The organism is Streptomyces sp. NPDC088915, from assembly GCF_044749825.1.
GTDB lineage: Bacteria > Actinomycetota > Actinomycetes > Streptomycetales > Streptomycetaceae > Streptomyces.
The window spans coordinates 68488-88949 of sequence record NZ_JBIVIR010000017.1; the positions used below are offsets into that span (position 1 = coordinate 68488).

At 71.3% G+C, this 20462-nt stretch carries 18 protein-coding genes and 1 pseudogene; 17 read left to right on the forward strand and 2 right to left on the reverse strand.

Translation table 11 applies throughout. From position 1 onward, the window contains the following. The first annotated feature begins 49 nt into the window (after nt 1-49). From arc to prcA, 5 genes are all read left to right on the forward strand, one after another. Complete coding sequence (gene arc, locus ACIP5O_RS28080; RefSeq protein WP_121828662.1) at nt 50-1816, forward strand: proteasome ATPase; 1767 nt, start codon at nt 50-52, stop codon at nt 1814-1816. Nucleotides 1817-2004: 188 nt separating this feature from the next. Next, a complete protein-coding gene (gene dop, locus ACIP5O_RS28085) occupies nt 2005-3516 on the forward strand; it encodes a depupylase/deamidase Dop (RefSeq protein WP_401297945.1) in 1512 nt (503 codons plus the stop codon). 159 nt (nt 3517-3675) lie between these two features. Continuing rightward, a complete protein-coding gene (locus tag ACIP5O_RS28090; RefSeq protein ID WP_030213091.1) occupies nt 3676-3888 on the forward strand; it encodes a ubiquitin-like protein Pup in 213 nt (70 codons plus the stop codon). 161 nt (nt 3889-4049) lie between these two features. Next, nucleotides 4050-4889: a proteasome subunit beta gene (prcB, locus tag ACIP5O_RS28095; RefSeq protein ID WP_356546258.1), complete on the forward strand. Its 840-nt coding sequence runs from the start codon at nt 4050-4052 to the stop codon at nt 4887-4889. A 44-nt stretch (nt 4890-4933) separates the two neighbouring features. Next, the gene (gene prcA / locus ACIP5O_RS28100) at nt 4934-5686 is read left to right on the forward strand and encodes a proteasome subunit alpha (protein WP_401297949.1); all 753 of its coding nucleotides are present in this window, start codon (nt 4934-4936) and stop codon (nt 5684-5686) included. Between the two features lie 83 nt (nt 5687-5769). Here the strand turns inward: prcA and ACIP5O_RS28105 are convergent, their stop codons facing one another. Beyond that, nucleotides 5770-6789, reverse strand: a complete 1020-nt coding sequence (locus tag ACIP5O_RS28105; RefSeq protein ID WP_401297952.1) for a LacI family DNA-binding transcriptional regulator — start codon at nt 6787-6789, stop codon at nt 5770-5772. 124 nt (nt 6790-6913) lie between these two features. Here ACIP5O_RS28105 and ACIP5O_RS28110 point away from each other — a divergent pair, with 124 nt between their 5' ends. The 12 genes from ACIP5O_RS28110 (at nt 6914) to ACIP5O_RS28165 (ending at nt 19992) form a co-directional block, all read left to right on the forward strand. After that, the gene (locus ACIP5O_RS28110; RefSeq protein WP_401297955.1) at nt 6914-8194 is read left to right on the forward strand and encodes an MFS transporter; all 1281 of its coding nucleotides are present in this window, start codon (nt 6914-6916) and stop codon (nt 8192-8194) included. 69 nt (nt 8195-8263) lie between these two features. Further along, complete coding sequence (gene pafA / locus ACIP5O_RS28115) at nt 8264-9625, forward strand: Pup--protein ligase (RefSeq protein WP_365539998.1); 1362 nt, start codon at nt 8264-8266, stop codon at nt 9623-9625. A 197-nt stretch (nt 9626-9822) separates the two neighbouring features. Further along, a complete protein-coding gene (locus ACIP5O_RS28120) occupies nt 9823-10803 on the forward strand; it encodes an FKBP-type peptidyl-prolyl cis-trans isomerase (protein WP_401297959.1) in 981 nt (326 codons plus the stop codon). Between the two features lie 56 nt (nt 10804-10859). After that, a complete protein-coding gene (locus tag ACIP5O_RS28125; protein ID WP_356546270.1) occupies nt 10860-11240 on the forward strand; it encodes an FKBP-type peptidyl-prolyl cis-trans isomerase in 381 nt (126 codons plus the stop codon). 130 nt (nt 11241-11370) lie between these two features. Then, nucleotides 11371-12327 (forward strand): YafY family protein, encoded by a 957-nt coding sequence (locus tag ACIP5O_RS28130; protein WP_125659049.1) that lies wholly within the window; start codon nt 11371-11373, stop codon nt 12325-12327. Between the two features lie 15 nt (nt 12328-12342). Beyond that, complete coding sequence (locus tag ACIP5O_RS28135; protein ID WP_401297964.1) at nt 12343-13296, forward strand: helix-turn-helix transcriptional regulator; 954 nt, start codon at nt 12343-12345, stop codon at nt 13294-13296. Nucleotides 13297-13364: 68 nt separating this feature from the next. Then, complete coding sequence (locus ACIP5O_RS28140; protein WP_125659056.1) at nt 13365-13628, forward strand: hypothetical protein; 264 nt, start codon at nt 13365-13367, stop codon at nt 13626-13628. Nucleotides 13629-13663: 35 nt separating this feature from the next. Beyond that, complete coding sequence (locus tag ACIP5O_RS28145; RefSeq protein WP_356546274.1) at nt 13664-13861, forward strand: hypothetical protein; 198 nt, start codon at nt 13664-13666, stop codon at nt 13859-13861. 185 nt (nt 13862-14046) lie between these two features. Next, a complete protein-coding gene (tatA, locus tag ACIP5O_RS28150) occupies nt 14047-14334 on the forward strand; it encodes a Sec-independent protein translocase subunit TatA (RefSeq protein ID WP_401297968.1) in 288 nt (95 codons plus the stop codon). Nucleotides 14335-14439: 105 nt separating this feature from the next. Continuing rightward, the gene (tatC, locus tag ACIP5O_RS28155) at nt 14440-15336 is read left to right on the forward strand and encodes a twin-arginine translocase subunit TatC (protein WP_401298262.1); all 897 of its coding nucleotides are present in this window, start codon (nt 14440-14442) and stop codon (nt 15334-15336) included. Between the two features lie 124 nt (nt 15337-15460). Next, a complete protein-coding gene (locus ACIP5O_RS28160) occupies nt 15461-18289 on the forward strand; it encodes a DEAD/DEAH box helicase (RefSeq protein WP_401297971.1) in 2829 nt (942 codons plus the stop codon). 338 nt (nt 18290-18627) lie between these two features. Then, complete coding sequence (locus ACIP5O_RS28165) at nt 18628-19992, forward strand: cytochrome P450 (protein ID WP_401297974.1); 1365 nt, start codon at nt 18628-18630, stop codon at nt 19990-19992. Nucleotides 19993-20049: 57 nt separating this feature from the next. Here ACIP5O_RS28165 and ACIP5O_RS28170 read toward each other — a convergent pair. Next, nucleotides 20050-20316, reverse strand: a pseudogene (locus ACIP5O_RS28170) (hypothetical protein); the annotation flags it as partial. Nucleotides 20317-20462: the final 146 nt, after the last annotated feature.

Consider the following 20462-nt stretch of genomic DNA (forward strand, 5'->3'; position numbering starts at 1 on the left):
GCAGGTAGGGTCAGGAAGCGTCCAGCTCCCCTTGGAGGAGGTGAGGACCGTGGCAGCCCACGACGACGACATCAACCGCGGCATCCGGCCGGGGCGGGGGTCTGAAGACCCCGCCGGTCAGGTTGCCTATCTCGAGCAGGAAATCGCCGTCCTGCGCCGCAAGCTCGCCGACTCTCCGCGACACACGAGGATTCTCGAAGAGCGGATCGTCGAGCTGCAGACCAACCTGGCCGGCGTGTCCGCGCAGAACGAACGTCTGGCGAACACGCTCCGTGAGGCCCGCGACCAGATCGTGGCCCTCAAGGAGGAGGTCGACCGGCTCGCGCAGCCGCCGGCCGGCTTCGGTGTCTTCCTGCAGGCCAACGAGGACGGCACGTGCGACATCTTCACGGGTGGTCGCAAGCTCCGGGTGAACGTCAGCCCGAGCATCGAGCTCGAAGAGCTCCGGCGCGGCCAGGAGGTCATGCTCAACGAAGCGCTCAACGTGGTCGAGGCCATGGAGTTCGAGCGCGCCGGCGACATCGTCACCCTCAAGGAGATCCTCGAGGACGGCGAGCGCGCCCTGGTGGTCGGGCACACGGACGAGGAGAGGGTGGTGAGGCTCGCCGAGCCCCTGCTGGACGTCACCATCCGCTCCGGCGACGCCCTGCTGCTCGACCCCCGGTCCGGCTACGTGTACGAGGTGGTCCCCAAGAGCGAGGTCGAGGAGCTCGTCCTCGAAGAGGTCCCGGACGTCGACTACGAGAAGATCGGCGGTCTGGGCAACCAGATCGAGCTGATCCGCGACGCGGTCGAGCTTCCGTACCTCTACCCGGACCTCTTCAAGGAGCACGAACTGCGGCCGCCGAAGGGCATCCTGCTCTACGGCCCGCCCGGCTGCGGCAAGACGCTGATCGCGAAGGCCGTGGCCAACTCCCTGGCCAAGAAGGTCGCCGAGGTGACCGGGCAGCCCGCGGGGAAGTCCTACTTCCTCAACATCAAGGGCCCCGAGCTCCTCAACAAGTACGTCGGCGAGACCGAGCGGCACATCCGCCTCGTCTTCCAGCGTGCGCGGGAGAAGGCGAGCGAGGGCACCCCCGTCATCGTCTTCTTCGACGAGATGGAATCCCTCTTCCGCACCCGCGGATCCGGTGTCAGCTCGGACGTGGAGAACACCATCGTCCCGCAGCTGCTCGCCGAGATCGACGGCGTGGAGGGCCTGGAGAACGTCATCGTCATCGGCGCCTCCAACCGCGAGGACATGATCGACCCCGCGATCCTGCGGCCCGGCCGGCTCGACGTCAAGATCAAGATCGAGCGTCCGGACGCGGAGGCGGCGAAGGACATCTTCGCGAAGTACCTCACGGGCAACCTGCCGCTGCACGAGGACGACGTCTCCGAGCACGCGGGATCGAAGGCCGCCGCCGCCCACGGAATGATCCAGTCCGTCGTCGAGCAGATGTACGCGGAGTCCGAGGAGAACCGCTTCCTCGAAGTCACGTACGCCAACGGCGACAAGGAAGTCCTGTACTTCAAGGACTTCAACTCCGGCGCGATGATCCAGAACATCGTCGACCGGGCCAAGAAGATGGCCATCAAGGCCTTCCTCGACCACAACCAGAAGGGCATCCGGGTCTCCCACCTCCTCCAGGCGTGCGTGGACGAGTTCAAGGAGAACGAGGACCTGCCCAACACCACCAACCCCGACGACTGGGCCCGCATCTCCGGAAAGAAGGGCGAGCGGATCGTCTTCATCCGCACGCTCGTCACCGGAAAGCAGGGCGCGGACACCGGGCGCTCCATCGACACGGTGGCCAATACCGGCCAGTACCTGTAAAACGCCCACCGGCTGCGGATGTCCGGAGACCGGGCATCCGCAGCCGACGCATTCCATCCAGCATTTCCCCCGGCACCACGGGATCAGGGAAATACCGCAAACGATCTCCCCACCAGCGCGGAGCCGCTCTAGGCTCTTCGGTACCGCCGAGTCGCGCACAGTGAGCGACGCCGGGCAAGGAGGGCCGCATGACCGTACGGCGAGTAATGGGCATCGAGACGGAGTACGGGATCTCCGTCCCGGGACACCCGAACGCCAATGCCATGCTCACCTCGTCCCAGATCGTCAACGCCTACGCGGCGGCGATGCACCGGGCGCGCCGCGCCCGCTGGGACTTCGAGGAGGAGAACCCGCTGCGGGACGCCCGCGGCTTCGACCTCGCCCGCGAGGCCGCCGACTCCAGCCAGCTCACCGACGAGGACATCGGCCTCGCCAACGTGATCCTCACCAACGGGGCCCGGCTCTACGTGGACCACGCCCATCCGGAGTACAGCTCCCCCGAGATCACCAACCCCCGCGACGCCGTCCTCTGGGACAAGGCCGGCGAGCGGATCATGGCGGAGGCCGCCGAGCGCGCCGCCCAGCTGCCCGGGGCCCAGCCCATCCACCTGTACAAGAACAACACCGACAACAAGGGCGCGTCCTACGGCACGCACGAGAACTACCTGATGAAGCGGGAGACCCCCTTCTCGGACATCGTGCGCCACCTGACCCCCTTCTTCGTCTCCCGCCAGGTCGTGACCGGCGCGGGGCGGGTCGGCATCGGCCAGGACGGGCGGGAGAACGGCTTCCAGATCAGCCAGCGCGCCGACTACTTCGAGGTCGAGGTGGGCCTGGAGACCACCCTCAAACGGCCCATCATCAACACCCGGGACGAGCCGCACGCCGACGCCGAGCGCTACCGCCGCCTGCACGTGATCATCGGCGACGCGAACCTCTCGGAGATCTCCACCTACCTCAAGCTGGGCACCACCGCGCTGGTCCTGTCGATGATCGAGGACGGCTTCATCACCGTCGACCTCGGCGTCGACCAGCCGGTGCGCACCCTCCACCAGGTCTCGCACGACCCCTCGCTCCAGTACCTGATCACGCTCCGCAGCGGCCGGACGCTCACCGGCGTGCAGCTCCAGATGGAGTACTTCGAGCTGGCCAGGAAGTACGTGGACGAGCGGTACGGCGCGGACGCGGACGAGCAGACCAAGGATGTCCTGACGCGCTGGGAGGACACCCTCAACCGGCTGGAGAACGACCCGATGAGCCTGGCCGGCGAGCTCGACTGGATCGCCAAGCGGGAGCTCATGGAGGGCTACCGGCGCCGCGACGGCCTGGACTGGGACGCCGCCCGGCTGCACCTGGTGGACCTCCAGTACGCGGACGTGCGCCCCGACAAGGGCCTCTACAACCGTCTGGCGGCCCGCGGGCGCATGAAGCGGCTCCTGGACGAGACCGAGGTCGAGCGGGCCGAGACGACGCCTCCCGAGGACACCCGGGCCTATTTCCGGGGCCGCTGTCTGGAGCAGTACGCGGACGACGTCGCCGCGGCCTCCTGGGACTCGGTGATCTTCGACCTGCCGGGCCGGGACTCGCTCCAGCGCGTCCCGACCCTGGAGCCCCTCCGGGGCACCAAGGCACACGTGAAATCGCTCCTGGACCGCTGCCGCACGGCGGAGGAACTGGTGCGCGTGCTCTCGGGCAACTGAACCGGGAGCCCCGGACAAGCCTGAAATGCCCCGGCGCTGGGAATCATGGAACCAGTGCCCGGGCTTGTGGAAACCACGAGGCCGAAGTCGGACCCTGCCTATAGGGTCTGATCTTGCAAGGACTCAACCGAGCGGGCCGATTCGAGCGGGGTGAGGGACATGGCGACCAAGGACACCGGCGGCGGACAGCAGAAGGCGACGCGCTCCACGGAGGAGGTCGAGGAGACCACCACGGAGGCGAGCTCCGACCTCCAGGAGCGCCAGGAGAAGCTGAGCGAGGACGTGGACTCCGTCCTGGACGAGATCGACGACGTCCTGGAGGAGAACGCCGAGGACTTCGTTCGATCGTTCGTGCAGAAGGGCGGCGAGTAGCCGCTTCGCGCACCTGTAGTCCTCCGTCCCCGGAGCCCCGGACGAAGCCGTGGGTCCGGGGACGGATGACAGGCCGTGGCACGGGTAAGGTCCGTGCACAGCAAGCAAGATCGGCCCGCGCTCCGCACGGCGGGCCGATTCTCCCACCCGGAAGGAATCGCGTGGAAGCCAACCCTCGTAGCACCGGGCGTCTGCCGGCGGCCTTCCTGACGCCGGGCTCGTCCTCGTTCATGGACTTCCTGTCCGCGCACTCGCCGGATCTGCTCCCCGGCAACCGGAAGCTTCCGGAGGGCATCGTCGAGGCCCCCCACGGCACGACCATCGTGGCCGCCACGTTCCCCGGCGGGGTCGTCCTCGCCGGCGACCGCCGCGCCACCATGGGCAACATGATCGCGCAGCGGGACATCGAGAAGGTGTTCCCGGCCGACGAGTACTCCGCGGTCGGCATCGCCGGCACCGCCGGCCTCGCGGTGGAGATGGTCAAGCTGTTCCAGCTGGAGCTGGAGCACTTCGAGAAGGTGGAGGGCGCGACGCTCTCCCTGGAGGGCAAGGCGAACCGCCTGTCCACCATGATCCGCGGCAACCTCGGCATGGCCATGCAGGGCCTCGCCGTCGTGCCGCTCTTCGCGGGCTGGGACGAGGGCAAGGAGAAGGGCCGGATCTTCTCCTACGACGTGACCGGCGGTCGCTCCGAGGAGCACGGCTTCGCCGCCACCGGATCGGGTTCGATCTTCGCGCGCGGTTCGATGAAGAAGCTCTACCGCGACGACCTGACCGAGCAGCAGGCCACCACGCTGGTCGTGCAGGCGCTGTACGACGCGGCGGACGACGACTCCGCGACCGGCGGCCCGGACATGGCCCGCCGGATCTTCCCGATCGTCACCGTCATCACCGACGAGGGCTTCCGCAGGCTCACCGAGGCCGAGTCCTCCGAGCTCGCCCGGTCGGTCACCGAGCGACGGCTCGAGCAGCCCGACGGGCCGCGCGCCGCCCTGCTCTGACCACTCGTCGCTCCAGAAGCCCAGAAGAAAGGGACGGACCGCCGGTGTCCACTCCGTTCTACGTCTCACCCCAGCAGGCCATGGCCGACCGGGCCGAGTACGCCCGCAAGGGCATCGCCCGGGGCCGCAGCCTCGTCGTCCTCCAGTACACCGACGGCATCGTCTTCGTCGGTGAGAACCCGTCCCGCGCCCTCCACAAGTTCAGCGAGATCTACGACCGGATCGGCTTCGCGGCCGCCGGCAAGTACAACGAGTACGAGAACCTGCGCATCGGCGGCGTGCGCTACGCCGACCTGCGGGGCTACACCTACGACCGGGACGACGTCACCGCGCGCGGCCTGGCCAACGTCTACGCGCAGACGCTGGGCACCATCTTCTCCAGCGCGGGGGAGAAGCCGTACGAGGTGGAGCTGGTCGTCGCCGAGGTCGGCACCGAGCCGGAGGGCGACCAGATCTACCGGCTGCCGCACGACGGCTCGATCGTCGACGAGCACGGCTCGGTCGCGGTCGGCGGCAACGCCGAGCAGATCAGCTCCTTCCTGGACCAGCGGCACCGGGACGGCATGTCCCTGGCCGAGGCCCTGAAGCTGGCCGTGCAGGCGCTCTCGCGGGACACCAACGGCACCGAGCGGGACATCCCCGCCGAGCGCCTGGAGGTGGCGGTCCTGGACCGCACGCGCCCGCAGCAGCGCAAGTTCAAGCGGATCGTCGGCCGGCAGCTCTCCCGCCTCCTGGAGGCGGACAACGCGGCGGTGACCAAGACGGACGAGCCCTCCGACGAGGCTCCCGAGGAGTAGACGGCACCGCCCGAGGGGCCCCGGCGCGCGCGAGCGGCCGGGGTCCCTCGGCGCGTCTTCCTCCGGGGAAGCCCGGAGGGGCCTCAGGAACCCGGGGCGGGCCCCGAGGAGCCCCGGGGGACCAGGGCGACGGGAAGGGTGTCCGGGCGGGGCGGTCCGCCCGCGAGGACGGCGAGGAGCGCCTCCATGCCCCGCCGGCCGAACTCCTCGGCGGGCAGCCGGACGGTGGTGAGCTCCGGCTCGACCACCGTGGCCAGGGCCATGTCGTCGAAGCCGGTGACCGACAGGTCCTCGGGGACGCGCAGACCGAGCCGGCGCGCGGCCTTGTAGACGCCGGCCGCGAGGATGTCGTCGTCGCAGACCACCGCGGTGGGACGGGGCCCGGGGGCGGCGAGGGCACGGGCCGCCGCCTCCCGCGCGTCCGCGACGTTCAGCGGCGACCGCACGGTGCGGACGTCCGTCCCGCGCAGCGCCAGGGCGAGCGCTTCCGCCCGGGCGTCGAAGGTCCAGGAGGGGGCCGCGGACGCCAAGTGCAGGAAGCGGCGGTGGCCGAGGCCGAGCAGGTGCTCGGTCACCCGGCGCATGCCGTCCGCGACGTCGAGGTTCACATGGGCGGCGGCGCCGGTGCCGGCCGGATCGCTGTCGAGCATGACGAGCGGGAGGTCGATGCCCCGGAAGGCCTCCAGGGCGTCGGTCGCCATGGAGGAGGCGATCACGCCGTCGAGGGCGGCCTGCGCGGAGGCGAAGGGGTCCCGGGCCGGTCCCACGCCGTCGGGGGAGGGGTAGAGGACGACGCCGAAGCCGTGCCGGGCCGCCGCGGCGGCGGCGCCCGTGTAGACGTGGGCGAAGAACTCGTTGGTGAGGGCCGGGACGACGAGCAGGGCCGTCCTGGTGCGGCCGAGCCGGAGGTTGCGGGCGGCCAGGTTGGGCCGGTAGCCGAGCTCCCGGGCGGCCTCCCGCACGGCGCCGGCGGTGCGCTCGGAGACCCGGCCGCGCCACTTGTCGCCGAGCACCAGGGAGACGGTGGCCTGCGAGACGCCCGCGGCCCGGGCGACGTCCCGGCTGGTCGGGCGGGTGCCGCCGAGCGGCTCCGGGGTCTGCACACAAGCCTCCGCATCGGACGGTCCCAGGGGCGCGGGGTGGACCCGCGCACAGCCGACATGGTACGTATGACGTCGCACGTTATACGTAAAACCCCCGGCGGGTCCGGGGCGAGGGGAGACCGACATGGCCACCGAGGCACCGGCACGCGGGGGCTATCTCGACATACTCCGGGCGCCGCACGCGGCCCGGCTGCTCGCCGGAACCCTCGTGGGGCGCCTGCCCAACGGCACCGGCCCCGTCGCCCTCACCCTCTTCGTCCGCGACCAGGGCGGCAGCTACACCCTCGCCGGCGGCCTCATCGCCGCCTACGGCGTCGCCACCGCCCTCGGCCAGCCCCTCCTCGGCCGGGCCGTCGACCTCAAGGGCCAGCCCCGGGTGCAACTGCCCGCCGCCGTCCTCTCCGCCCTCGGTACGACACTGCTCGCCCTCACCGGCATCGGACACCTCGGCCTCGCCTACGCGGCCGTCGTCCTCGCGGGGCTCTTCACCCCGCCCCTGGAGGGCGGGCTGCGAGCCCTGTGGCCGAGCGTCCTCGGCCGCGAGGACCGGGTCCACCGCGCGTACGCCCTCGACGCGGTCGCCCAGGAGGTCATGTTCACCGTCGGGCCCCTGCTGCTCACCCTCCTGGTCTCCCTGTGGTCGCCCGCCGCCGCCCTCCTCGTCATCAACGCCCTGGGCGTCCTCGGGGCCCTCGCCGTCGTCCTCTCCGAGCCCTCCCGCACCTGGCGCTCCGCGGCCCGCGAGGCCCACTGGCTGGGCGCCCTGCGCTCGCCCGGCCTCCTCGCCCTCCTCGGCTCCTTCTTCTTCGTCGGCCTCGCCCTCGGCTCCATCACCGTCGCCGCCGTCGCCTACGCCGACGACCGGAACGCCCCCGCCGTCTACGGCTGGCTGATGGCCGCCCTCGGCCTCGGCGCGCTCCTCGGCGGCGTCGCCTACGGTGCCCGGCAGTGGGCCGGGGCGCCCGAGCGGCGCCTGCGCGTCCTCGTGCTGCTCCTCGCGGTCTGCTACCTGCCGCTGGTCCTCGTCCCGGGCCCCGTCACCATGACGGGCCTCTCGGTCCTCTCGGGCGTCTTCCTGGCCCCCGCCCTCGCCTGCGCCTTCATCGTCGTCGACCGGCACGCGCCGCGCGGCACCGTCACCGAGGCCTTCTCCTGGCTGGTCACCACCTTCGGCGTCGGCTCGGCCCTCGGCTCCGCCGTCGCGGGACCCGCCGTCGAACTCGCCGGAACCGCGTCCGGCTTCGCGGTGGCCGGGGCGGGCGGCCTCGTCGCCTTCGCGGTCCTCCTCGCCACCACCCGGGTCCTGAACGCCCCGACGGTCCCGACGGCCCCGGCCGCCGAAGCGCGACACGCCGTCGGCGCGGACGCTCCCGCCGCCGCGCACGGCGAAAAGAACGCGCCCTGATCGGAAAATGATCCGAACGTGAGTGTCCAACCCGGTTTCAGCACAGGCCGTCAGGCGTAATGTTCAGACATGGACCGCCGCATTTTCGGGCTGGAGAACGAGTACGGCGTCACGTGCACGTTCAGGGGACAGCGCCGACTGTCTCCTGACGAAGTGGCGCGCTACCTCTTCCGCCGTGTCGTGTCATGGGGCCGCAGCAGCAATGTCTTCCTGCGGAACGGCGCCCGCCTGTACCTCGACGTGGGTTCGCATCCGGAATACGCCACACCGGAATGCGACGACGTGACCGAACTGGTCACCCACGACAAGGCCGGCGAGCGCATTCTCGAAGGCCTGCTCGTCGACGCCGAACGCCGCCTGCACGAGGAGGGAATCGCGGGCGACGTCTACCTCTTCAAGAACAACACCGACTCGGCCGGAAACTCCTACGGCTGCCACGAGAACTATCTCGTCGCCCGCCACGGGGAGTTCTCCCGGCTCGCGGACATCCTCATTCCCTTCCTCGTCACCCGGCAGCTCATCTGCGGTGCGGGGAAGGTCCTCCAGACCCCGCGCGGCGCGGTCTACTGCGTCTCCCAGCGCGCCGAGCACATCTGGGAGGGCGTCAGCTCCGCCACCACCCGCTCGCGCCCCATCATCAACACCCGGGACGAGCCCCACGCCGACGCCGAGCGCTACCGCAGGCTCCACGTCATCGTCGGCGACTCGAACATGTCCGAGACGACCATGCTGCTCAAGGTCGGCGCCACCGACCTCGTGCTCCGCATGATCGAGGCCGGCACCGTGATGCGCGACCTGACCCTGGAGAACCCCATCCGGGCGATCCGCGAGGTCAGCCACGACATCACCGGCCAGCGCAAGGTCCGGCTCGCCAGCGGCCGCGAGGCCTCCGCCCTGGAGGTCCAGCGCGAGTACTACGAGAAGGCCGTGGACTTCGTCGACCGCCGCGGCATCCGCAGCGGCACCGTCGCCCAGGTCCTGGAGCTCTGGGGCCGCACGCTCGACGCGATCGAGGCCGAGCAGCTCGACCGCATCGAGACCGAGATCGACTGGGTCATGAAGTACAAGCTCATCGAGCGGTACCGGGCCAAGCACAACATGACCATGTCGAACCCGAGGGTCGCGCAGATAGACCTCGCCTACCACGACATCCACCGCCGCCGCGGCCTGTACTACCTGCTCCAGAAGAACGGGCAGGCGGCCCGGATCTGCAACGACCTGAAGATCTTCGAGGGCAAGTCCGTGCCCCCGCAGACCACCCGGGCCCGTCTGCGCGGCGACTTCATCCGCCGCGCCCAGGAGCAGCGGCGGGACTTCACCGTCGACTGGGTCCACCTCAAGCTCAACGACCAGGCACAGCGCACGGTGTTGTGCAAGGACCCGTTCCGCTCCGTCGACGACCGGGTGGAGAAGCTGATCGCCGGCATGTGACGGGACCACCGCAAGGGTGAAAACACGGCACGCGAGGTCGGGTCCGGCGCACCGGGCCCGACCTCCCGTTCCGAAGGCCGCGCCCCGCCGGGGGCGCGGCCCCGGTTCCGTCCGTCGAGTACGGCGGAACCCCTGCGGGGCAGGGGCCGCACCGTAGAGTGTGGACGTTCCCATGGCCCCGACTCCCAGTTGGACTGATGAACTACAACACGAAGCGACGTATCGCCGCGCTCTTTGCCGTGCCCGTCCTGCTGCTCACCGCCGCGTGCGGTTCGGACTCGGAGAAGGACGGTGCCTCGGACGGCACGGTGGCCGAGGTCAAGGGGAAGTTCGGCGCCCAGCCCGACGTCGTCGTCCCCAAGGACGCCAAGGCCGCCGACAAGACGGTGATCGAGACCGTGACGGAGGGCGGCGGGGCGACGGTCAAGAAGGGCGACTTCGTCAGGCTGGACTGGACGGTCGAGAAGTGGCAGGACGACAAGCCGCTCGGCGGCACGTGGACCCAGCAGACGCCCGCCGCCAAGGGAGCGCACCCGCAGACCGTCGAGCGGCTCGGCCAGCCCAGCCAGCAGATGCCGGAGAAGGTCCTCAACGCGGTGGAGGGCAAGAAGGTCGGCTCCCGCGTCCTCGTCCAGGGCACGGCGGGCGAGCTGGTCGGTGAGAACCTGAACCCGCAGTCGGGCCTCAAGGCCACCGACACCCTGGTCTGGGTCGTCGACGTGGCCGGAGCCGCCGCGGTGGACTCCAAGGCCGAGGCCAAGGGCACCCAGGCGGCGCCCGAGGCCGGCATGCCGGAGGTGAAGGCCCCCTCGCAGGCCGCCGCGACGATCACGATCCCGAAGGGGCAGAAGGCCCCCACCGAGCTGAAGCAGCAGGTGCTCATCAAGGGCACCGGGCCGAAGGTCGAGGCCGGGCAGGGACTCATCGCCCAGTACACGGGTGTGAAGTGGGAGGACGGCAAGAAGTTCGACTCCTCCTGGGACCACGGGGGCGCCACCGCCTTCCAGATCGGCACCGGATCGGTCATCCAGGGCTGGGACAAGGCACTGGTCGGCAAGAACGTCGGTGACCGCGTGCTCCTGGTGATCCCCCCGGCGCTGGGCTACGGGGCCAACCCGAGCAGCGAGCTGGCGAAGAACACGCTGGTCTTCTCCGTCGACATCCTGGGCGTCGCCTGATCACCGATCTGTGAGACTGTTCCGGATCGACGCACCACAAGAAGGAGCACACAGCAGTGAGCATCGAGAAGCCCGAGGTCGACTTCCCGGGCGGCGAGCCGCCGAAGGACCTGGAGATCAAGGACGTCTGGGAGGGTGACGGCGAGGTCGCCGAGGCCGGCGACGCCGTGCAGGTCCACTACGTGGGCGTGGCCTTCTCCACCGGCGAGGAGTTCGACGCCTCCTGGAACCGCGGCACCCCGCTCCAGTTCCAGCTCGGCATCGGCCAGGTCATCGCGGGCTGGGACCAGGGCGTCCAGGGCATGAAGGTCGGCGGCCGCCGCCAGCTGATCATCCCCGCCCACCTCGCCTACGGCGACCGCGGCGCCGGCAGCGCCATCGCCCCGGGCGAGACGCTGATCTTCGTCTGCGACCTCGTGGCCGTCGGCAAGCGCTGACCCGGCCCGACGAGGCATCGAGGGCCCCCGCCGTCCACGGCGGGGGCCCTCGGCTTTGGTTCCCGGGACCCCGGGGCGGTACGGTCGGACGTCCGAGAAGTGCAACCGGCGGGAGAGGTGCGGGGCGTCGATGGCGATTGCCAAGTCCGAGCGGCTGATGAATCTCGCGCTGTGCCTGCTCGGGACGCGCCGCCCGCTCAGCAAGCGCGAACTGCGCGGCTCCATCGAGGCGTACCTCGAAGCGAGCGGCGAGGACGCCTTCAACCGCATGTTCGAGCGTGACAAGGACGACCTCCGCGAGCTCGGCCTCGTCATCGAGACCGTCGAGAACCTGGACGGCGAGACCGGCTACCTGGCCCGCCGCGACTCCAACCGGCTGCCGCCCATCACCCTCGACGCCGAGGAGGCCGCCGCGCTCGGCCTCGCCGCCAAGGTGTGGCAGCAGGCCCGCCTCGCCGGGGCCGCCAGCGGCGCCCTCCAGAAGCTCCGCGCCGCCGGCATGCCCGAGGCGGAGGACTCGTACGACGTCCAGCCCAGCGCCCTCGAACCGCGCATCCCGGTCCGCGAGGCCGCCTTCGAGCCCCTCATGCTGGCCTGCCGCGACCGGCGGCCCGTCGTCTTCGACTACCGCAAGGCCAACGCCGCCCGGCCCGGGACCCGCCACGTCGAGCCCTGGACCCTCGAGTGCTGGCGCGGCCACTGGTACCTCGCCGGCTGGGACCGCGACCGCGGTGCCGAGCGCGTCTTCCGCCTCTCCCGGATCACCGGCAAGGTCCGCTCCCGGGCCGGCGCCTTCACCGCGCCCGTGCCCGACGTCGTCACCGTCCGGGAGACCGTCGAGAGCTGGGCCGGCGAGACCGCCACCCGCTCCGCCCGGATCCGCCTGCGCGCCGGTGCCGGCTACCCGCTGCGGGCCCGCGCCCAGTCCGTGCGGGAGGGCGCCGACGGCTGGGACGAGCTGGAGATCCCGTACGGGCACGGCCTCGACGCCTGGCTCGTCGAGTTCGGCCCCGACGTCGTCGTACTGGAACCGGCCGATCTGCGGGCCGACGTGGTGGACCGGCTGCGCGCCGTGGCCAAGGGCTGAGGGGAAGACGGACGCATGGCTGCCAACGCGATCGACCAGACGAGGCGGATGCTCTCCCTCGTCACCTACCTCCGCGAGCGCCCCGGCGCCCACGTCGCCGACGTGGCGCGCGCCTTCGGCATCACCGAGGACGAGCTGATCTCCGACCTGGACGTGCTGCCCATGTGCGGCACCAGCTTCCGGGGCGGCGACCTCCTCGACATCGACACCGACGGCGACCGGATCTGGTGGCACAACCCCGACGACGTCGCCGCCCCGCTGCGGCTCGCCGCCGACGAGGCGACCGCCCTGCTCGTCGCCGCCCGCGCCGTCGCCACCCTGCCGGGACTCCGCGAGGGCGACCGGGAGGCCCTGCTGCGCGCCACCGCCAAGCTGGAGGCCGCGGCCGGCGAGGCCGCCGGGGCCAGCGCCCGGCTCTCGGTGACCTTCGAGGCCGAGGGCGGGGTCTTCGCCGAGGTCGACCGGGCGATCTCCGAGCGCCGCCGCCTGTGGGTGCGCTACTACTCGCCCGCGCGTGACGAGCTCACCGAGCGCGAGGTCGACCCCATCCGGCTCTTCGCCGTCGGCCACACCTACATGGAGGCGTGGTGCCGCCTCTCCGAGGCGCGCCGCACCTTCCGGCTCGACCGGGTCGCGGAGATCCGCCTCCTGGACGAGCCCGCCGCGCCGCCGGAGCTGGAGCTGCGGGACCTCTCCGAGAACCTGGTCCAGCCCTCCGCCGACGACCCCGAAGTCGTGGTCGAGGTCGGCCCCGGCGGCCGCTGGGTCGCCGAGTACTACCCGCACGACCGGGCCGACGAGCTGCCCGACGGCGGTCTGCGGATCACCCTGCGCACGCCGGACCCCGCCTCGCTGCGTCGGCTCGCGCTCCGCCTCGGCAGCGACGGGCGCATCGTCGCGCCGGCCGAGCTCGCCGACAGCGCCAGGACGGCTGCGGCCGCCGCGCTCACCGCGTACGAGAACGAGTGAGGCACGGCGGGGACGGTCCGGGACGGGCGGCTCGGGGCGGGCGCGGTGAGCGGTCCGGGAAGAAAGAGATGAGAGAAATGTCCGTGATGCACGGTTTTGCGGCGACGGTGGCCCCGGTCCTCTTCAAGGCCGCCTGCCCCGACTGCCGTTCCCGCTTCGAACTCTCGGCGAACGCCCTGCGCCTCGCCATCGGGGCCAGCCGCCGCACCACCTTCTACTCCTTCACCTGCCCCGAGTGCGGAAGCTCCGTCCGCAAACCCGCCGGCGAGCGCATCGTCGAACTCCTCACCGGCGGCGGCGTCCGGACACTGCGCCTCCACACCACCGTCTGACCGGCCCGCCGCCGCCCACCGTCTAGGCTCGCCCCATGTTCTGGCCCATGCTCGCCATCGCCCTCGGCTTCCTCGGCCTCGCCGTCCTCGGCGTCCTCGCCGTCAAGGTCTTCCTGGAGGTCCAGCGCCTCGGCCGTCAAGTGGCCCGCACCAGCGAACGGATCGCCCGCGCCGCCGAAGAGCTCGAAGACGCCGCCACCGACCTCGCCCGAACCGGCGAGACGCTCCGCTGAACCCGTGCCGTACGCTGCGAGAAGCGGCCCCGGCCGGGGCACGCGGGACGCAATCGGGAGTACGCACGGGCATTGCCCCCCGTTTACTCCTGCGGGTTACGATCGCAGACAGCGCGGTGGCCGGACACCTGTCCGACCCGCCGGGCACGCACTCCATGTCGCCTCGGTGAAGAAGGTAAACAGCTATGGGTAGGCTCGGCCCCACCGAGATCATCCTCATCCTCGTCGTCATCATCCTGCTGTTCGGCGCCAAGAAGCTCCCGGACATGGCCCGCTCGCTCGGCAAGTCGGCCCGCATCCTCAAGAGCGAGGCCAAGGCGATGAAGTCCGACGACCAGCAGAGCGCGCCCGCCGACCCGCCGCACCCCGGAACCACGACGGACCCGTCCGTCCCGCGCACCATCCAGGCCGCTCCCGGCGACGTGACCAGCGCGCGTCCCGTGACCGAGCCCACGGACACCACCAAGCGCTGACCCGGTCCGCCGCGGCCGCCGCACCGGGCGACGGCCTGCCGCACGAGATGAGGACGTGGGTTGCTCAAGTCTGCCCGCAAACAGGAGAAGGATCCCGAGGGCCGGATGCCCCTCGTGGAGCACCTCCGCGAACTCCGCAACCGCCTGGCGAAGGGTCTCCTCGCCGTCACAGCGGTGACGATCGTCGCCCTCGTGTACAGCGAGGAGCTGATGCAGTTCCTGGTGAAACCCGTACCCAAATGCCCACCGGGCGTCACCAGTGACGGCGGAAACTGCGCGGTCGTCACCTTCACCACGCTGATGGCCCCGTTCAGCACGACGATCCAGCTGTCGCTCACCGCGGGCCTCGTCGTCGCCAGCCCCGTCTGGCTCTACCAGCTCTGGGCCTTCATCGCGCCCGGGCTGCACAGGAACGAGAAGAAGTACACGTACGCCTTCGTCGGCGCGGCCGTGCCGCTCTTCGCCGCCGGCGCCTACCTCGCGTACCTCATCCTCCCCATCAGCGTGAAGGTCCTCATCAGCCTCACCCCCGAGGGCGCCGCGAACCTCCTCTCGCTCGGTGACGTCCTCGACTTCACCCTGCGCATGGTGCTCGTCTTCGGCCTCGCCTTCGAGCTCCCGCTCGTCCTGGTGATGCTCAACCTCACCGGCGTCCTCTCCGGCCGCCGCATGGCCGGCTGGTGGCGCGGCGTGATCATGGGCGTCTTCGTCTTCGGCGCCGTCGTCACCCCCACTACCGACCCCGTCGGCATGATCGCCCTCGCCGGGCCCATCACCGTCCTGTACTTCGGGGCCGTCGGCTTCTCCCTCCTCAACGACCGGCGGCGCAGGCGCGGCAACCCCGACGCCGAGCTCGACGACGACGAGGCCTCCGTCCTCGACCTCACCCCCGAGACGGTCGGCGCCGTCGAGGCCGTGAGCGCCCCCCGCGCCCTGCCCGAGCAGGCCACCGGGGAGCACGGCGGCGCACGGCGCCTCAACGGGTACGACGACATCACCTGATCCCGCGGGTGTCCCCCCGGCCCCGCCCGGGGGGACACCGCCAGGACGATCCGCTCCCGCCGGTCCACATCGCGCGATAAAGATCGCGTCACTGTCAGAGGTGGCGGGTAGTCTCGACAACAAGATGACAGAGGACCTCACACCAGCCGAGGCGTATGCGGCCGCCCTCGCCCGCAACGCCGAGCGAGCCACCGCGCTGGCCCCCTTCCGCGAGATGTACGACTTCGACCTGGACCCCTTCCAGATCGAGGCGTGCAGGGCCCTCGAAGCCGGCAAGGGGGTACTCGTCGCCGCGCCCACGGGCTCCGGCAAGACCATCGTCGGCGAGTTCGCCGTCCACCTGGCCCTCACCCAGGGCCGCAAGTGCTTCTACACGACCCCCATCAAGGCGCTGTCGAACCAGAAGTACGCCGACCTCGTCAAGCGCTACGGAGCCGACAAGGTCGGCCTGCTCACCGGGGACAACAGCGTCAACGGCGACGCGCCGATCGTCGTCATGACCACCGAAGTCCTCCGCAACATGCTCTACGCGGGCTCCCAGGCCCTCTCCGGCCTCGGCTACGTCGTCATGGACGAGGTGCACTACCTCTCGGACCGCTTCCGCGGCGCCGTCTGGGAGGAAGTGATCATCCACCTCCCCGAATCCGTCACCCTCGTCTCGCTCTCCGCGACCGTCTCCAACGCCGAGGAGTTCGGCGACTGGCTCGACACCGTCCGCGGCGACACCGAGGTCATCGTCTCCGAGAGCCGCCCCGTGCCGCTCTGGCAGCACGTCCTCGCCGGACGCCGGATGTACGACCTCTTCGAGGAGGAGACCGATCACGGCGGCCGCGGCGCCTCCCGGCGCGAGGTCAACCCCGACCTCCTCCGCCTCGCCCGCACCGAGAACACGCGCACGTACAACCCGCGCGACCGGCGGCGCGGCAAGATGGTCCGCGAGGCCGACCGCGAGCGCGAGCGGCGCCAGCGCTCCCGCATCTGGACCCCCGGCCGGCCCGAGGTCATCGACCGCCTCGACGCCGAGGGCCTCCTGCCCGCCATCACCTTCATCTTCAGTCGCGCCGGCTGCGAGGCCGCCGTCCAGCAGTGCCTCCACGCGGGGCTCCGCCTCAACGACGACGAGGCCCGGCAGCGGGTCCGCGAGATCGTCGAGCAGCGCACCGCCTCCATCCCCGGCGAGGACCTCCACGTCCTCGGCTACTACGAGTGGCTCGAAGCCCTGGAGCGGGGCGTCGCCGCCCACCACGCGGGCATGCTCCCCACCTTCAAGGAGGTCGTCGAGGAGCTGTTCGTCCGCGGCCTCGTCAAGGCGGTCTTCGCCACCGAGACCCTCGCCCTCGGCATCAACATGCCCGCGCGGTCCGTCGTCCTCGAAAAGCTGGTCAAGTGGAACGGCGAGCAGCACGCCGACATCACCCCCGGCGAGTACACGCAGCTCACCGGCCGCGCCGGACGCCGCGGCATCGACGTCGAGGGACACGCCGTCGTCCTCTGGCAGCGCGGCCTCGACCCCGGCCACCTCGCCGGACTCGCCGGCACGCGCACGTACCCGCTGCGCTCCAGCTTCAGGCCCTCGTACAACATGGCGGTCAACCTCGTCGACCAGTTCGGCCGACACCGGTCCCGCGAACTCCTCGAAACCTCGTTCGCGCAGTTCCAGGCCGACCGCTCCGTCGTCGGGATCTCCCGCCAGGTCCAGAAGAACGAAGAGGGCCTGGAGGGCTACCGCGAGGGCATGACCTGCCACCTCGGAGACTTCGAGGAGTACGCGCGGCTCCGCCGCGACCTCAAGGACCGCGAGACGGAGCTGGCCAAGCAGGGCGCCGCCCAGCGCCGTGCCCAGGCGGCCGGCTCCCTGGAGAAGCTGAAGCCCGGCGACGTCATCCACGTCCCCACCGGGAAGTTCGCCGGCCTCGCCCTCGTCCTCGACCCCGGCATCCCGGCGGGCCGTACCAACGGACACCGCGGCTTCGAGCACCACGACGGCCCCCGCCCGCTCGTCCTCACCGCCGAGCGGCAGGTCAAGAGGCTCGCCTCCATCGACTTCCCCGTCCCGGTCGAGGCGCTGGAGCGCATGAGGATCCCCAAGTCCTTCAACCCGCGCTCCCCGCAGTCCCGCCGCGACCTCGCCTCCGCGCTGCGCAGCAAGGCCGGTCACATCAACCCCGACCGGCACCGCAAGAACCGCTCCGCAGCCGCCGACGACCGCGAGATCGCCCGGCTGCGCGCCGCGCTCCGCGCCCATCCCTGCCACGGCTGCGACGAGCGCGAGGACCACGCCCGCTGGGCCGAGCGCTACCACCGCCTCCAGCGCGACACCCGACAGCTGGAGCGGCGCATCGAGGGCCGCACCAACACCATCGCCCGCACCTTCGACCGGATCGTCGCGCTCCTCACCGAGCTCGACTACCTGCGCGGCGACGAGGTGACGGACAACGGCAAGCGGCTCGCCCGTCTCTACGGCGAACTCGACCTGCTGGCGAGCGAATGCCTCCGCGACCGGGTCTGGGAAGGCCTCACCCCGCCCGAACTCGCCGCCTGTGTCTCCGCGTTGGTGTACGAGTCCCGTCAGGCCGACGACGCCGTCGCACCCAAGCTGCCCACCGGCGACGCCAAGGCGGCCCTCGGCGAGATGGTCCGGATCTGGGGACGCCTCGACGCCCTCGAAGAGGAGTTCAAGATCAACCAGGCGGAGGGGGTGGGCCAGCGCGAGCCCGACCTCGGGTTCGCCTGGGCGGCCTACCAGTGGGCCTCCGACAAGAGCCTCGACCAGGTGCTCCGCGAGGCGGAGATGCCCGCCGGGGACTTCGTCCGCTGGTGCAAGCAGGTGATCGACGTGCTCGGACAGATCGCCGCCGCCGCGCCCAAGGAGAACAGCACCGTCGCCAAGAACGCCCGCAAGGCCGTCGACTCGCTGCTGCGGGGTGTCGTCGCCTACAGCTCGGTGGGCTGACGTCCCTCACTCCTTCGGGGGAGTTCCGGCCGGGTGCCCATGGCGATCACGCCATGGGCACCCGGCTTTCGTCGTGTTCCCGACGCTGTTGTCCACGTGTTCCCGACGCCGTTGTCCACAGGCCGTTGTCCACAGGGGTGGCGCGGACCCGGGCCCTTCCGCTTGCATGGACTCACATGCAGGGAAGGGTAGTTGGGGAGGGGAAACGGATGACCGCACATGCCGGTCCGGATGCCCGGGCGCGTGACGAAGAGCGGCCGGCGGGGGAACGGGGAGGAAGGGCAGGGGAGTCGGGGACATCGGTGCGGGGAGGAGGCGCGGGAGAGCCGGGGCCGCCGGTGCGGGAGCCGGCGGTCTTCGCGGAAGGGCCGCGAGGCGTGCCCCTCCTCGGCAACCTGCCCGCCTTCGGCAAGGACCCCCTCGCCTTCTTCGAACAGCTCCGGGACCGGGGAGACTTCGTCCGCTGGCGCTTCGGACGCAGCCGCGCCCTCTTCATCGCCCACCCCGACACCATCGGTGAACTCCTCACCGAGATCGAGCGCACCTTCGACCAGCCCGACCTCGGCATCGCCTTCCGCACCCTCCTCGGCAACGGCGTCGTCGTCGCGAAGGGCGCCGACTGGCGGCGCAAGCGCTCCCTCGTCCAGCCCTCCGTCCGCCCCAAGCAGGTCCGCTCCTACGCGGCGACCATGGCCGAGTGCGCCGTCGACCTCGCCGACCGGTGGACCGACGGACAGCGGATCGACATCAAGAAGGAGATGGCCGCCCTCACCCGACTCATCGCCGTCCGCACCATCTTCGGCGTCGACACGGCCGCCGACGCCGAGTCCATCGGCCGGGCGATGGACATCGCGCAGAAGGAGATCGGCGCCGAGTTCAGCGGCATCGGCGCCCTGCTGCCCGACTGGGTCCCCACTCCCGGACGCGCCCGCATCAAGCGGGCCACGGCCGTCATCGACGCCGAGGTCTCCCGGGTCGTCTCCCGCCACCGCGACGGCGACACCGAACGGCCCGACCTGCTCAGCCGGCTCCTCGCCGCCCGGGACGAGACCGGCGCCCGGCTCTCCGACCGGGAGATACGCGACGAGACCGTCACCCTCTACATCGGGGGCCACGAGACCACCAGCTCCACCCTCGTCTGGGCCTGGCACCTGCTCTCCCGCAACCCCCGGGTCCGTGACGCCCTCACCGAGGAACTCGACCGGGTCCTCGCCGACCACGAACCGGGCCACGACGACTACGCCTCCCTCCCCTACACCCAGGCCGTCGTGAAGGAGACCCTCCGGCTCTACCCCACCATCTGGCTCCTCACCGGCCTCGCGAAGGAGGGCGCCACCATCGGCGGCACCCCCGTCCCCGCCGGCACCCGCGTCTGGTCCAGCCAGTGGGCCACCCACCGCGACCCCCGCTGGTACGGCGACCCCGAGGCCTTCCGCCCCGAACGCTGGCTGACCGGGGGCACCGAGAACGGCGACGGCGGTGGAGCGGGCGAGGGGATACCCGAGTACGCCTGGTTCCCGTTCGGCGGCGGACCCCGCGTGTGCCTCGGCACCCGCTTCGCCCTCGTCGAAGCGGTCCTCGTCCTCGCGGTGCTCGCCCGCCGCTTCCACCTGGACGTCACCGCCGACGGGATACGCCCGGTCCCCAGCCTCACCCTCCAGCCGGACCGCGACGTCCTGGCGACGGTCCGCGCCCGGGGCTGAGACCGGGGCCGGGCCCGGGACGGCGGCGGAGCCGTACACCGCGCCCGTGAGCGTGCCGGTCACCGCCGCCACCGTGTCGGTGTCGCCGCCCAGGTCGACCGCCGCGGCGAGGGGGCCTCCTCGAAGGAGCCGGTGGTGCGCAGCGCTCACACCGCCGAGCCGAGGCGTCGAGGCCGCCCCGTTCGAGGAGGTCGGCCACGGCCGGTTCGTGGAGGTCTTCGACGCGTACGCGTACGCGGACGTGGCGGAGCAGGTGGCGCGGGTCGACCTGGAGTACGGGGTGCGGGAGGAGCTCGTGGAGAGTGTGATGGGCGGCACGGTCATCGGCGGCGCCGTCTTTGCCGCCCTGCGTCGACTCGCCCACGTGGACGCGTCGGACCGGGTCTTCGGGGAACGACGGGATGTCGTGGCGGGCTGACGGTGCGTTCGGTGGGGGCCGTAACAATGTCAGAGCCCCGCGAACGGGGCCG